The sequence below is a fragment of the Bernardetia sp. ABR2-2B genome, assembly GCF_037126435.1.
Taxonomy (GTDB): domain Bacteria; phylum Bacteroidota; class Bacteroidia; order Cytophagales; family Bernardetiaceae; genus Bernardetia.
In genome coordinates this window covers 546,545-561,766 of the sequence record NZ_CP147020.1, presented here as the reverse complement: position 1 = coordinate 561,766, position 15,222 = coordinate 546,545, and the positions used below count along the sequence as shown (strand labels likewise).

Genomic DNA, 15,222 nt, shown 5'->3' with positions numbered 1-15,222 from the left:
CATTGAGAACTCAAAATAAGGATTATATTTATATTTCATTCATCATTCACAATTAATAATTTATAACTCAATTTGTATTCCGAATTTCTACTATTTCTTATTTCTATCAGCTATTTGGCTATTTTGTTTGGTATAGCATACTGGACAGAATACCAAAGTGTATTTTTTTGGAAAAAGAGAAGCAAGAAAAAATCAAAGCAAACACCAAAACAAACATCAAAAAATAACTATACCAAGCCACTTATTTATGCGCTTTCTATGAGTGTTTATTGCACAGCTTGGACATTTTATGGAAGTGTCGGACAGGCTGCAACTTCTGGTTTGGGATTTCTGACTACTTATATTGGTGTTTTGCTTACGATTCCTCTTTGGTGGTTTGTGCTTCGTAAAATAATCCGAATCAGTAAGGCAAAAGGAATCACAACTTTAGCAGATTTTATTTCGGCTCGTTATGGAAAAAGTGTTGCGTTAGGTCGTTTGATTACCATTTTATGTGTCTTGGGAATTGTACCTTATATTTCTGTACAAATAAAGGCAATTTCGATGAGTATTGATGTACTTACACAATCGCAAGAAACTCTTTTTTTTAGTAATTTATGGATTACGGATACAGCGTTTTATGCAACACTTTTTCTTGGCTTTTTTACGATTTTGTTTACGACTCGTAACCTTCAAAGCGATAACAAAAATAGGGGAATGATAGCTGCTATTGCCTTTGAGACTGTTATAAAACTCTCTATGTTTCTACTTGTTGGCTGCTTTATTATCTACGGAATGTTTGATGGAATGATTGATATTTTTGAGAAAACAACTCTGAATCCAGACCTAGAAAAACTTACTATTATTCAGCATCAAAAAAGTAGTGGTGAATGGTTTTGGTATTTGCTTTTGTCTGCTTTGGCTATTTTTCTTTTGCCTCGTCAGTTTCAAGTTTCGGTCGTAGAAAATGAAGACGAAAAGCATATTATTCCGTCTATGTGGATTTTTGCGCTCTATCTTTTAGCTATTAATTTTTTGGTATTGCCAATCGCTTTAGGAGGCAAGATTTGGTTTGAAGGTTCTACTTCTATCAATGCAGATATGTTTATGCTAAGTTTGCCTTTGGCTTCAAATTCCCCTTGGGTAGCTTTGCTTTCTTATATTGGTGGTTTTTCGGCTGCAACGAGTATGATTATTGTTTCGACGGCTGCTCTTAGTACAATGATTTCAAATAATTTATTACTACCCAACTGGGTTTCAGATTTTGATTGGAAAAACCCGAACCAAAAAGCGATTACTTCAATAAAGTGGTTTAGAAGATTAGGGATTTTGCTTATTCTTTTTCTTGCGTATTTTTATTTTAGAGTAGTGGGCGAGATTTCTTCTCTTGTTTCTGTTGGAATTGTTTCTTTTGCTGCCATTGCACAACTAGCACCTGCCTTTTTTGGGGGAATATTTTGGAAAAGGGGAACTAAGAAAGGTGCATTTGTAGGAATTGTTATAGGTTTTGTTGTTTGGAGTTATACACTTATTTTGCCCTCATTTGCTCAAAACGGTTATGTTTCTACGTTTTGGATTTCTGATTCTGTTTTTCTGCAATTATTAAATCCAAATGCACTTTTTGGAATGAATGGACTAGATGCTGTTTCTCAAAGTGTCTTTTGGTCGCTTTCTTTCAATGGATTTTGTTATGTTTTGGTTTCTGTAATGAGTGTTCAACCTGCGAGTGAAAGAAACGAAGCCGAAATTTTTGTAGATATTTTTAAATATTCTAATCGTTTTGAAAGTGCTGTTTTATGGAAAGGAAAAGCCTATTTTTCAGAGGTAAAAGAACTTTTAAATAGCTTTTTGGGAGAAAAACGAACCACTTTTTTATTAGAAAATTATCAAAAATCAAATACAGAAGAGGAAGTTTTGAAAAATGATTTACCTCAAAATAAAGAAAAAATAGTTTTAGCAGATTCTCGTCTTCTGACGCTTGCCGAACGTATGCTTTCTAATGTAGTGGGTGCTGTTTCTGCTCGTATTTTGGTTTCTTCGTTATTGCACGAACAGGAAACTGTCGCAATGGAAGAAGTAATTACAATTTTAAAAGAGTCTCAAGATGTGCTTTCTACTAACAGAGAGCTACGCCAAAAATCATCAGAATTACGACGACTGACAAAAGAATTAGAAGAATCTAATCAAAAATTAAAGGAACAAGACAGAATCAAAGATGATTTTATTTCTACGGTTACCCACGAACTCCGAACGCCTATTACGGCAATCCGTGCGCTTTCTGAAATTGTCTATCAAAACCCTGATTTAGAGGAAGATGAAAGGCAGAATTTTTTAGAAAATGTAGTAAATGAATGTGAGCGTCTTAGCCTTCTAATAAATGAAATTTTGGATATTGAAAGTTTTGATAATCATTCCAAAAATAATTCATTTCCATTAGAAATTGAAGCATTTGATTTAAAGAAGCTAATAGAAAAGGGCTATACGATTATGCAGCCATTAGCAGAAGAAAAAAATATAAAGTTAGCAATTTCATTTACAAATAATGAAAAAGAATTAATTGTACAGGCAGATGAAAAGCGTATTGAACAAGTGCTTATTAATTTAGTTTCGAATGCCATTAATCATATGAAATTTAATAAAAGTGAAATTCCAGAAAGTAGAAAGAATCTATTATACAAAATCATAATTGAAACAAGAATTGAAAAAGATTTTTGGCAAATAAACATTATTGACAATGGAAAAGGAATTTCAAAAGAAAATCAAATTTCTATTTTTGAGAAGTTTCATCAAATTAGAGATAAGAACAATCGAAAGCCAAAAGGAACAGGTTTGGGATTGAGTATTGCCAAACGAATTGTAGAGGCTCATTCTGTAAATGATAAAAAAGGCAAAATTTGGTTAGAAAGCAATGAGAATGAAGGAACTATATTTAGTATTCGATTTATGAGATAGCTATACTTTCATCTTTTGATAAAACAATGATTACTGATTCGTTTTATTTTTGATATTTTCACTAACATCATAAACTTCAAAATACCAAATCACTAACGGACGAGCTACCACAGCAGAAACCAAAATGATTCCACCTGCATAAAAATAAATATCCATTTTTGAAGTTTCCACTGAATTAAAAAGGTAAGATAAAATAATTACACTCACAATTCCATAAAGTGGAACTAAATTTCCAACCATCGCTACTGTAAAAGGGTTTAGAAACTTCATTAATCGTACTGATTCGCTATACGCATAGACAGAAACTCCTAGTGCTAAACTAAATATCAAGACAAAATCACGTAACGTCAAACTCCATTTTACAGGAATAAAATCACTTATTACTCCTCCCCAAAAAGTAGAAAAAAGTAAAAGAAGAAAAGCTGTAATACTAGCTCCTAACATTTGATAGAAGGTAATAACCAGTGAATCTTCTTTTTTTACTAGCTCTGCATTAAAAATAGTAACTAACGCACCAAAAAAGGCAGCAAGAAGAGCTAAGAAAAAGCCTAACCCATAATCAAAATCAGAACTGTAGATAATATATATTCCAAAAATAGCATTTAGTCCTGTGATTATTTCTCCTACTGACAAAGTTCCTTTTCCCAAAATGGGTCGTAAAATACTGATAAAAAGAGGTATTGTAGCAAGTCCGATAAGGCAAACAGCTTCATTTGCTAGTTTTGCAGAAAGAACAATAAGTGTCCAATAAGCAAAAGTAAGGATTCCAGTTCCCATCAAAAAATAAGTTTTTTTGCCTGTCCATTTGAATTTTTTAATAAGTAAAAGCCAAATAGCTAAAAATACAACAGCCATTGAAGTCCGATAAAAAACAATTTCGGTAGCTGATAAATCAATTTGATTAACAACCAACGGAACAAGACTAGAAAGCCAAATAACAAAATGAAGACGGAGATGATATTTTAACAAAAGAATTAAGCATTATGAAGTGAGGAGTATTTGAATCTCTAAAATACAAAAAACTCTTAAACCTTTTATCATAAATTCTATAAAGATTTAGATGCTTAGTGATGAGTATTTTGTATGATATTTATTGTTTGAGCAAAATAAAAGCAGTAATTTTGAATATCTAGTTATAATTCATAATGGTTTTTTTATCAAAAAAAAAGATTATCACTCAATAAAAGTAAAATATAGCCAAATGGACTCTACCAAACTAAGCGTAAATATAAATAAGTTTGCAACCCTAAGAAATGCACGAGGAGGAAACAATCCAAATTTAATACAAGTAGCTCAAGATTGTGAGCGTTTTGGAGCGCAAGGAATTACGATTCATCCACGCCCTGATGAGCGTCATATTCGTTATCAAGATGCTTATGAATTATCAAAAATTGTAAAGACAGAATTTAATATTGAGGGAAATCCACAAAAAGGACGCTATTTAGAAATAGTCAAAGAAATAAAGCCAACACAAGCCACTTTAGTTCCTGATTCGGATGGTGTTCTTACTTCGAATGCTGGTTGGGATACTATCAAACACCAAGATTATTTGAAAGAAATAATTACAGATTTGAAGGCTTTAGGTATTCGGGTTTCTATTTTTATTGACCCAATAGACCAGTTTATTGAGGCTGCTGCCAAAACAGGAGCAGATAGAATAGAGTTTTATACAGAAAGTTATGCTAATAATTTTAAGGAAAACCCTGAAAAAGCAATTCGAAAGTATGTTCAATGTGCAGAATTTGCTCACAAATTAGGTTTAGGAATCAATGCAGGACACGATTTGGATTTAGATAATCTAAATTATTTAGCCAAACATTTACCTTATTTGCAGGAAGTTTCAATCGGTCATGCACTTGTCTGTGATGCACTTTATTTGGGATTAGAAAATACAATCGGACTTTATAAGAGAGCTTTGAAAGTTTAGCTCTTATACTGGCATAGTAAAACTTTTCCCACGATTAAAATCATGGGAAAAGTTCCTTTTTTGAAAACTCTCATTATTACAAAACAATATTGAGGCTATAAAGTAAATCCCCTTACATCTTACTCAAACAACGTTTCAAAGCATCTCTCCAATGAGAAATTTCGATATCAAAGTTTTGTTTTATTTTAGATTTATCCAATACACTATACGAAGGACGTTCTGCTGCAGTTGGAAATTCTATCGAACGAACAGGCTCTAAATTCACTTTCTTATCTTTTGTGTCTTTAGAGATTTCAAAGATTGCTTGTGCAAAATCATACCAACTCGCTACACCTTCATTTGAGTAATGATATGTTCCCCATAAATGAGGTTCTATAAAATTTTTATCTTCCATGCTAAGAATAATTTGAAGGATTGTATCAGCCAAATCTCGTGCATACGTAGGTGTTCCTATTTGGTCATAAACAACTTTCAAAGGATTTTTATTAGCAAGTGAAAGCATTGTTTTGACGAAATTTTTACCAAAAGTAGAATATAGCCATGCTGTTCTTAAAATAACTGTATGTGGATTGTGTTGTAAAACATTTTTTTCTCCTTGCCATTTCGAAGTCCCATAAACTCCTTTCGGATTAGGCGTGTCATTTTCTGTATAAGGCGTACATTTATTGCCATCAAAAACAAAATCTGTCGAAATATGAATCAAACGAACGCCATGTTTTGCACAGGCTTTAGCTAGGTTGGTTGTTCCTATTACATTCACTTCATAAGCTGCTAGTTTATCATTTTCAGAGGCATCAACGGCTGTATAAGCTGCTGCATTGATACAATAATCAAAATGTTTGAGTTCGAATAATTCATTTACTCGCTTCGAATGCGTAATATCTAATTTCTCAAAATCAGTAAAATGAAACTCAAAAGGGTAGGCTTTTTTTAAGGCTTGAAGTTCTTGTCCTAATTGTCCGTCTGCTCCTGTTACTAAAATCATAGGTTTATTATATAATAATCGCTCGTGGGGACACAAGCAATGGTGTTTATTGTACACATAAGATGTACCTTATATTTTTCCGTTACTTGTGTCTGCACGAGTGACCTGATTTTTAAAAATTAATGTTTAAAATGTCTAGTTCCTGTCAAAACCATCGCCATATTGTTTTTATCACACATATCAATAGAATCTTGGTCTTTTATCGAACCTCCTGGTTGAATAACTGCGCTAATTCCTTCTTGTGCTGCAATTTCTACACAATCAGGAAAAGGAAAGAAAGCATCAGAAGCCATAACTGCCCCTTTCAAATCAAAACCAAATACTTTTGCCTTTGTAATAGCCTGTTTGAGCGCATCTACACGAGAAGTCTGTCCGACACCACTTGCTAAAAGCTGCCCTTCATTAGCTAAAATAATTGTATTTGATTTTGTATGTTTTACGAGCTTATTAGCAAAAAGTAAAGCTTCAATTTGTGCTTCTGTTGGCTCTTGCTTTGTTACTGTTTTGAGGTCTTTTTTAGTCTCTTGTTTTTTGTCTGCATCTTGAGAAATTACACCGTTTAGTAATGTTTTGTAATGAACATGTGGAAAATCTACATCTTTACGTTTCAAAAGAATACGATTTTTCTTTTTCATCAAGATTTCTAATGCCTTCTCTGAAAAGCTAGGTGCAATTAAAACTTCAAAAAATAAATCATGCATTTCTTGAGCTGCTGTTTCATCTACTTCTCCATTTGTAATCAAAACACCACCAAAAGCAGAAAGAGTATCGGCTGCAAAGGCTTTTTTATAGGCTTCTTTTACTGTTTTTGCAGTTGCCATTCCACAGGCATTTGTATGCTTTAAGATGGCAAAGGCAGGAGTTTCTTTTTTACTTTCTTCAAAATCATCAATCAAAGCAACGGCAGCATCAATATCCACAAGATTATTATAAGACAGTGCCTTTCCATTAAGTTGCTCAAAAAGAGCTTCCAAATCTCCATAAAAATAACCTCTCTGATGTGGGTTTTCTCCATATCTCAAGGCTCTTCCTTCTTTAATACTTTCTTTAAAAACTAAATTCAAATCATCTCCCTGTGTAGCAATTTGATTCAAATGATTGAAAATAGCTGTATCATAATGCGAACTTGTATTGAATGCTTTTGTAGCAAACTTACGTCTAGTTTCTAAGTTAGTGCTTCCATTTTGTTCTCTCAAAATCTGATTGAGGAGTGGATATTCTTTTCTATCAGAAATAATAACTACATCATTATAGTTTTTGGCTGCTGCACGAATGAGAGCAATACCTCCAATATCAATTTTTTCTATAATCTCATCTTCACTAGCACCAGACTTGACAGTTTCCTCAAAAGGGTATAAATCTACAATGACTAAGTCAATTTCTGGAATTTCGTAATTTTCTGCTTCTTCTCTATCACTTTCAAGATTACGACGATGTAAAATTCCTCCAAAAACTTTTGGGTGAAGTGTCTTTACTCGCCCTCCGAAAATAGAAGGATAAGAAGTAAGGTCTTCAACACGAGAAACTGAAATGCCTTGTTCTTCAATGAACTTTTGAGTTCCTCCTGTCGAATAAATTGTAACTCCTTGACTAGCAAGTGTCTGTAAAAGAGGCTCTAAGCCGTCTTTATAAAATACTGAAATGAGCGCAGATTTGATTTTCTTTTGCATAAGAAGTTTTGAGTTTTTACTGTATGGTTGAATATTCTGTTTGTTTATATTATTCAGAATATATTTTCGTACACTATTTCTACAAAACTACATATAAATCTGAAATTTGAAAGAGAGAAATTCAAATCTATAACAATCAGATAAAAATAGAAGAAGCAATAAAAAACATATTTTTCAGATTGTTGTATTAAAATTCAAATAAAATTTAATTCTTTCTCAAAAATTTCTGAACTTTACAGATTAAAGTGATTACTAAAAATTGATATTAACGTACAGACATACAGTTGTGTGTCTAACCACATATAAAATGACTGAACTTAGCAACACCTACCAACCCACCGAGATAGAAGATAAGTGGTATGAATACTGGCTTGAAAATAAATTTTTTGAAGCCCATGTCCCAACTGAAAATGAGCCTAAGAAAGAATCTTATACCGTTGTCATCCCTCCACCAAATGTTACTGGTGTCTTGCACATGGGACACATGCTCAACAACACTATCCAAGATATTTTGGTGCGTCGTGCTAGAATGCAAGGCTTTGAAGCTCTTTGGGTACCAGGGACTGACCACGCATCTATTGCTACGGAGGCTAAAGTAGTTCGTTTGCTTCGTGAACAAGGAATCAAAAAATCTGACCTTACTAGAGAAGAGTTTTTATCTCATGCTTATCAGTGGAAAGATAAATATGGTGGAATAATCTTAGAACAACTCAAAAAATTAGGTGCGAGTTGTGATTGGAATCGTACAGGTTTTACAATGGATGAAGGCTATTATAAAGCTGTTATTCGTGTTTTTGTAGATTTGTATAAAAAAGGATTTATTTATCGTAGCAACAGAATGGTAAACTGGGATTGTGAAGCTCAAACAACTATCTCAAATGAAGAAATAATTTATAAAGAAGAAGGCGAAAAAGCATTTTTGTATCACACAAAATATGAATTAGAAGATGGAGGAACAATTACAATTGCCACACAAAGACCCGAAACAATCATGGGTGATGTTGCCATTGCTGTAAACCCAACAGATAAGCGTTTCAAACATTTGATTGGAAAAAATGCAATCGTTCCGTTTATTGGTCGCAAAATTCCAATTATTGCAGATGAATATGTAGAGATAGAGTTTGGTACAGGACTTTTGAAAGTTACACCTGCACACGACCCTAATGACTACGAAATCGGACAAAGACACAATTTACCAATCATTGATACAATAAATGATGATGGAACGCTAAATGAAAAGTGTGAAATGCCTGAAATGGTAGGAAAAGACCGTTTCTTAGTTCGTAAACTCATTACAAAGAAGTTAGAAGAAGCTGGTTTGTTAGTAGAAAAAGAAGAAACTGTTTCAAGAATTGGTCGTTCAGAACGTACAGGAAGCGTTGTTGAGCCAAAACTTTCCTTACAATGGTTTATCAAAATGAAAGATATTTCTTCAACGGCTTTAGAAGTTGTTGAGAAAGATGAAATCGTTTTACACCCTGCAAAATTTAAGAATACATACCGTCATTGGATGGAAAATGTAAGAGATTGGTGTATTTCTCGTCAGCTTTGGTGGGGACATCAAATTCCTGCTTATTTTTATGGAGATGAAGATGATGATTTTGTTGTAGCAGAAACGAAGCAAGAAGCTCTGCAATTAATCAAAGAAAAAACAGGAAAAGAAGTAACTGAAAATGACATTCGTCAAGATGATGATGTTTTGGATACGTGGGCTTCTTCGTGGCTTTGGCCTATTGCTGTTTTTGACGGGTTTAATGATGAGTGTTTTGATAAAGAAACAGGAAAAATTGATTTATCTAAAAATAAAGAACTAGACTTTTTCTATCCAACACAAGTTTTGGTTACTGCGCCAGAAATTCTTTTCTTTTGGGTAGCCAGAATGATAATTGCAGGGTACGAATATACAGGCAAAAAACCGTTTAAAGACGTTTATTTGACAGGAATTGTAAGAGATAAGCAAGGTAGAAAAATGTCTAAATCGTTAGGAAATTCTCCTGACCCATTAGATTTAATCAAACAGTATGGTGCTGATGGTGTTCGTGTAGGAATGCTTTTTTCTTCTCCAGCAGGAAATGATTTGCCTTTTGATGAAAAATTATGTGAGCAGGGAAGTAAGTTTTCTAATAAAATATGGAATGCGCTACGTCTTTTATTATCCCTTGAAAAAACAAATGATTCGATTCCACAAGGAAATCAAGTAGCCATAAATTGGTTTGAAGCAAAACTCAATCAAACACTTTCAGAAATTGAAAGTAACTATGAAGAATATCGTATTTCGGATTCTCTTTTGGGAGTTTATAAATTGATTTGGAATGAGTTCTGTTCCAATTATTTAGAAATGATAAAACCTGCTTATGGTTCTCCAATTGATAAAGGAACATATGACAAAACGATTGAGTTTTTCGAAACGCTAATGAAAATTTTGCATCCTTTTATGCCGTTTATCACAGAAGAAATTTGGCATATTACAAATGAGAGAGCAGAGAAAGAAGCAATTATTGTTGCAGAATATCCAAAAGTGAAAGCATTTGATACTGCTATTTTAGAAAAAACAGAACAGATTTTTGAAATAGTTTCTCAAATTGGAAAAGTAAGAAATGCTAAAAGTATTCCTCCAAAAGAAAAGCTAGATTTATTCGTAAAAACATCTGATGCTAGTTTTTATGATGAATATCTTTCTCTGATTCAGAAACTGGCAGGTGTAGAGAACATCAACTTTACAGATGAAAAGCCAAACCCAGCAATGAGTTTTGTAGTAAAAGGAGATGAGTTTTCTGTTCCAATTCAAATTGATATAGAAGAGGAGCGTCAGAATCTTCAAAAGGAGATAGAAAGAGCAAAAGGATTTTTGATAGGTGTAGATAAAAAACTTTCGAATGAGCGTTTTGTAAACAATGCAAAACCAGAAGTCGTAGAAAAAGAACGCCAAAAGAAAGCTGATGCAGAAGCAAAAATTAAGGCTTTGGAAGAAGCTTTGATGAGTTTGGTTTAATAAAAATAAGTTTTAATCTCTGTAATTTTGATTTATTAAATTACAGAGATTTTTGTAATAACTTGTTACTGAAATGAAAAATGATATTTTAGATTACCCTGTACCAGAAAATAATTTAAAAGAGAAGGCTAAAAATTTTTTTATACTTCTTATTTTTTTCTGTTTTGTCTGTGAAACTCTCTTTGTAGTTGAAATATGGAGAGTTGGAAATAAAGATATTCTAGGAGGAGTAATCAAAAGTATATTAATATTGTCTTCTTTATTTGTATTTTATTTTGGTTTTTCTTGGGTAAAGTGGATAATTACTCCCAGTCTAATTCTTTTATCAATCGCATGTTTTTTGGGAGCTGCCGAACAAAGTTCAGTTTTGATGCTATTTATAGGAATATATTATCTCTATTTGGCTTTTTTGCTACCCATTTCAAAAAGATTAAAATTTTTAGATAGAAAATCAAACGTATAACTAATCTTATAAAAATGAATGAAATAAATTTTACCTCACAAATTTCTAAAAAAGACTTTATTCGCTTCAATTATTATTCTTATTACAGACGCTGGTCTGCAAAATTAATGGTTTTGGCTACTCCTTTTTTTATTTACATTACAGTTCTTAGCTTTCTCAATAAAGTAGAGAGTAATTATAAATGGTTTTTGATTTTTTTGTCTTCAATGGTAATTTATGTACCTATTTCAATTTATTTTTCCTCCAAAAAAGCGTATAAAAATCAGCCCATTTTGCACGAACAAATGAATTACGAAATAACAGATGAATTCATTACAGTAAAAGGTGGAACTTTTAAATCGACTCAAAGTTGGGCGAATGTAATCTCTGTAAGTGAAACAAAGAATTTGATTTTAATTTGGGAAAACCCTAAAGCAGCGAGATTAATTCCAAAGGAAAGTTTGAATAATGACCAAATAGCAATACTAAACAAAATAGTAGATTTACAAAGCCATGTTGAGAACAAATTAAAAAAGTAGGTTTGGGAACAAATAATTAATTCTCCAAAAGCCATTCAAACATTCCTTCAAAAGCCTTTTCTCTAACATTTTTAGGAGACAGAAAAATATCATGCATCGCATTTTCTACTTCTAACAAAGTAACTTTATTTCCTAGTTTTGCGCCTCGTTCTTTTATGTTTTCTACATTCAAAACAATATCTTTTCTCATAGCTTCTTCGGAGAAGTTGGAGAGTTTGTTAGAAGCAGAAGAGTGCATGACCAAAATAGGAACTTGAATATTTGAGTGTTTTATCAGGTTTTCATGCGCCTCATCAATTGCCAAAACCCATTTGAAGTAAGTAGGAAAGCCTTTTGTATATTTCCATTTCAAATTAAAATCCCATTCTCCTTTGAAATCTTTATGAATACTTTGCACATAGACAGGCGAAAGCATGTTATTGATATAAGCATAATCTGAAAATAAAGCGAGAAAATTACAAGCAGCTAAAATAGTATTCTTTTTAAGCTCTGATTCATAAAAATCCAAAAAGGGAGAGTTTAGAATAAGACCACTTACTTTATTTTTTTCTTCTCCAAAATTAGCATAATTAGATGCTATAAGTCCCCCAGTAGAATGCCCTAAAAGGTAAATTGGAGAATTATTTTTTTCAGAAATCTGATTAATCGTCATCGTTATTTCCTCAAAATACTCTGTAATAGACTTACAATAATTTCCTCTTTGATGAGAAAGCCACGAACGTCCATATTTACGAAGATCTAGCGCATAGAAATCAAATCCATTTTCAATAAACTTTTTAGCTACATGAGGATGAAAAAAATAGTCAATATAGCCGTGAATATAAATTATGCTTTTCCGATTTCCTGTATTTGCATTACAAGAGATAAGTGTAGCAATTACATTTCCTTCGTAATCATCTTTTAAATTTAGAGTTTGGGTAGTAAAGTCTTTTTCTAAGTTCATTTTTTAGTTTTATTTTAATTCCTTCATAAAATTACGACTTCTTCATATACCTTTTTGGTTATAAAAATCTGACATTTATGGCGTATGGCTAAAGCAATAGCATCAGAAGTTCTTGCAGTGAGTTCTATATCTGTTTTACCATCTGAATAATTCATAGTACAAGAAAAAATTCCCTCTTTGAATTTATTTATAACAATAGATTTGAGAGAAAACCCAAATTTTATAGTTGCATTTCTGAATAAATCGTGAGTACAAGGGTTGGGAAGGGTTACGTTTTCTATTACTGTTGCAATGGCTTGAGCTTCAAACTTTCCAATCACTAGAGGTATTCTTTGGTTCTCATCATCAGATTTTGAAAGAACTAGAATATATTTTGCTACTTCTTTTTTTAAAATCTTATTCCACCATTTCTTTTTTTTATTACTGTCAGCTAGTCCTATTATTCCCAATTCTATCAACTCACTATTTGCATTCATTGGTTCTACGACTTAGATATTATTACTGATTTCTAAAGCACAAATATATAGCTTTTTCACTTAAATTAGTCTTTATCTGTATTTAACTTTATAGGATAATAAGAATTATTATATTTGTCGTTCAAACCAATTTTTAATACTAAAACACATCATGAAAAAATTAAGAATCGCTTTAGATTGGACGCCAAATATCAATCATATCGGAATTTTTATAGCAAAAGAACTAGGATTTTACAAAGAATTAGAGATAGAAACAACAATTCTAAATCCTTTAGAAGATAATTATGCTCTTACTCCAGGTAAAAAATTAGAGCTAGATGAAACCGATTTTGCTATTGCACCTTTCGAAACTGTAATTAGTCTAAACAACAAAAAAAATGTAGTTGATGCTATTGCTGTTTTCGCCATTTTGCAAGAAGATATTAGCAGTATTGCAACACTAAAATCTTCAAAAATAGATAGACCTAAAATTTTAGATGGAAAAATATATGCTTCTTATAAAGCACGTTATGAAGACTATATTGTGAAACAAATGGTCAAAAATGATGGAGGAACTGGAGCTATTGAATTAGTATATCCTGAAAAACTAGGAATCTGGAACATTTTATTAGAAAATAAAGCTGATGCGACTTGGATATTCAATAACTGGGAAGGAATAGAAGCTGAATCAAAAAATGTAGCACTCAATAAATTTTCTTTAGGTGATTTTGATATTCCTTATTGTTATTCTCCTGTCATTATTACAAAAAACAGCAATTTAAAGAGCCAAAAAGAGGAGTATTCAAATTTTATAAAAGCTACTCAAAAAGGATATTTATGCGCCCTAGAAAATAAATTAGAAGCTATAAAAATCCTAGAAAAACATCTAACAGAATATGATAAGCAAAATGTTGATTTAGAAAAGTCAATTAATTTTACTGCTCCATATTTTAAAACTGATTCAGAATGTGGTTCTATGAAAACTGAAAGAGTTAGTTCATTCTTGAATTGGCTTGTTGATAATAAACTAGAAAATGAGAGGATTCTTCATCAAGATTTGTTTACAAATGAACTTCTAAAACTAGAAAAACAATTTTCGTAGCATAACGTTATGGGAGTAATTCTATCTTTATAGAAAAGATAGAATTACTTTTTTTACATAACACTTTTTAATCTAGTTAGAATGAAAACCGATATTAAATTCAAAGAAAACACATTTGTAGTAAAGGGCTATGGAGCAAAAGATAATTTGCTTAACAAACTAACAGACCATAGGCTATCAGAAATGGATGTAGAACGTCCCATGATTAATGATAACCAAGTTATTGTAGAGGTACTATATAGTGGCGTTTGTCATAGTGATATTCATCAAGTAAACGATGATTGGAAAAATACTCGTTATCCATGTGTACCGGGGCATGAGATTATTGGCAAAATAGCAAAAGTCGGTAATAAAGTAACAAAATTTAGTGAAGGAGATTTAGTAGGAGTTGGTTGTATGATAGATAGCTGTCAGACCTGTAAGCCTTGCCAAGATAATGAAGAACAGTTTTGTGCAGGACCTCATGGTGCAACAATGACCTATAACGGTTATTTTAATGACCCAGCATCTGATTTTAATACTTTTGGAGGTTATTCTAGTCATGTAGTTTCAAATGAAGAGTTTTTGTTAAGTATTCCTGAAAAGCTAGATATAAAGAAAGCAGCTCCTATTTTGTGCGCAGGAATAACAACTTATTTGCCACTCAAACAATGGAACATCAAGCAAGGAGATAAAGTAGCTATTGTTGGAATAGGAGGACTTGGACACATGGCTGTGCAACTAGCAAAAGCAATGGGCGCAGAAGTAACAGCAATCACTACACAAGAAGCCAAACGAAAAGAAGCCTTAGAATTAGGTGCTGACCACGTTCTGATTTCAGAAAATGATGAGGAAATGAAAAAAAATGCTATGAATTTTAATTATATACTAATTACAATTCCTTATGCTTTTGATGTAAATCCTTATGTTAAGCTACTTGCTATTCGTGGTAGTTTGGTAACGGTTGGTCTTTTGGGAGAATACAAAGAACCTCTTAATAATATGGAAGTAGCAAAACTAGCTCGTCAAGTAGGAGGTTCGGTAATAGGTGGCGTAAAAGATACACAAGAAGTTCTTGATTTCTGTGCAGAACATAATATTCATCCAGAAGTACAGATGATGAAAATAGAAGATATTAATGATGCCTTTGAAAAGATAAAGAAGGAAAAAGTACGTTTTAGATACGTAATTGATATGAAAGCCTAAAAAATTATTATCTCATTTTTTCAGATTAGCACAAGACCAAAATCTTGTGCT

The 15,222-nt window shown here is 32.2% G+C and carries 12 protein-coding genes; 7 read left to right on the top strand and 5 right to left on the bottom strand.

The genetic code is table 11. The annotated features are described in order from the left end of the window. The first annotated feature begins 72 nt into the window (after positions 1-72). A complete protein-coding gene (locus WAF17_RS02235; RefSeq protein ID WP_338765714.1) occupies positions 73-2,931 on the top strand; it encodes an ATP-binding protein in 2,859 nt (952 codons plus the stop codon). Positions 2,932-2,961: 30 nt separating this feature from the next. On the opposite strand, the gene WAF17_RS02230 is transcribed toward WAF17_RS02235, so the two are convergent. Beyond that, on the bottom strand, positions 2,962-3,900 hold the full coding sequence (locus WAF17_RS02230) for an EamA family transporter (protein ID WP_338765712.1): 939 nt from the start codon (positions 3,898-3,900) through the stop codon (positions 2,962-2,964). Positions 3,901-4,132: 232 nt separating this feature from the next. On the opposite strand from WAF17_RS02230, the gene WAF17_RS02225 reads away from it, so the two are divergent. Then, positions 4,133-4,858 carry a pyridoxine 5'-phosphate synthase gene (locus tag WAF17_RS02225; protein ID WP_338765710.1) on the top strand — a complete coding sequence of 242 codons (726 nt, stop codon included), beginning with the start codon at positions 4,133-4,135 and terminating at the stop codon, positions 4,856-4,858. A 112-nt stretch (positions 4,859-4,970) separates the two neighbouring features. Here the strand turns inward: WAF17_RS02225 and rfbD are convergent, their stop codons facing one another. Both rfbD and purH read right to left on the bottom strand, forming a co-directional pair. Further along, the gene (rfbD, locus tag WAF17_RS02220; RefSeq protein ID WP_338765709.1) at positions 4,971-5,843 is read right to left on the bottom strand and encodes a dTDP-4-dehydrorhamnose reductase; all 873 of its coding nucleotides are present in this window, start codon (positions 5,841-5,843) and stop codon (positions 4,971-4,973) included. A 119-nt stretch (positions 5,844-5,962) separates the two neighbouring features. Next, on the bottom strand, positions 5,963-7,513 hold the full coding sequence (gene purH / locus WAF17_RS02215) for a bifunctional phosphoribosylaminoimidazolecarboxamide formyltransferase/IMP cyclohydrolase (protein WP_338765708.1): 1,551 nt from the start codon (positions 7,511-7,513) through the stop codon (positions 5,963-5,965). A gap of 307 nt (positions 7,514-7,820) precedes the next feature. Between purH and WAF17_RS02210 the strand changes: the two genes are divergently transcribed. The 3 genes from WAF17_RS02210 to WAF17_RS02200 all read left to right on the top strand — a co-directional run bounded on the left by WAF17_RS02210 (position 7,821) and on the right by WAF17_RS02200 (position 11,486). Then, the gene (locus WAF17_RS02210; protein WP_338765706.1) at positions 7,821-10,505 is read left to right on the top strand and encodes a valine--tRNA ligase; all 2,685 of its coding nucleotides are present in this window, start codon (positions 7,821-7,823) and stop codon (positions 10,503-10,505) included. A 73-nt stretch (positions 10,506-10,578) separates the two neighbouring features. Next, the gene (locus WAF17_RS02205; protein ID WP_338765703.1) at positions 10,579-10,968 is read left to right on the top strand and encodes a hypothetical protein; all 390 of its coding nucleotides are present in this window, start codon (positions 10,579-10,581) and stop codon (positions 10,966-10,968) included. Positions 10,969-10,982: 14 nt separating this feature from the next. Continuing rightward, positions 10,983-11,486, top strand: a complete 504-nt coding sequence (locus WAF17_RS02200; protein WP_338765701.1) for a YcxB family protein — start codon at positions 10,983-10,985, stop codon at positions 11,484-11,486. A 16-nt stretch (positions 11,487-11,502) separates the two neighbouring features. Here the strand turns inward: WAF17_RS02200 and WAF17_RS02195 are convergent, their stop codons facing one another. Both WAF17_RS02195 and WAF17_RS02190 read right to left on the bottom strand, forming a co-directional pair. Then, the gene (locus WAF17_RS02195) at positions 11,503-12,429 is read right to left on the bottom strand and encodes an alpha/beta hydrolase (RefSeq protein WP_338765699.1); all 927 of its coding nucleotides are present in this window, start codon (positions 12,427-12,429) and stop codon (positions 11,503-11,505) included. A gap of 23 nt (positions 12,430-12,452) precedes the next feature. Continuing rightward, positions 12,453-12,905, bottom strand: a complete 453-nt coding sequence (locus tag WAF17_RS02190; protein WP_338765697.1) for a bifunctional nuclease family protein — start codon at positions 12,903-12,905, stop codon at positions 12,453-12,455. A gap of 151 nt (positions 12,906-13,056) precedes the next feature. On the opposite strand from WAF17_RS02190, the gene WAF17_RS02185 reads away from it, so the two are divergent. Further along, on the top strand, positions 13,057-13,986 hold the full coding sequence (locus tag WAF17_RS02185; RefSeq protein WP_338765695.1) for an ABC transporter substrate-binding protein: 930 nt from the start codon (positions 13,057-13,059) through the stop codon (positions 13,984-13,986). Between the two features lie 81 nt (positions 13,987-14,067). Continuing rightward, positions 14,068-15,171 (top strand): NAD(P)-dependent alcohol dehydrogenase, encoded by a 1,104-nt coding sequence (locus WAF17_RS02180; RefSeq protein WP_338765693.1) that lies wholly within the window; start codon positions 14,068-14,070, stop codon positions 15,169-15,171. Positions 15,172-15,222: the final 51 nt, after the last annotated feature.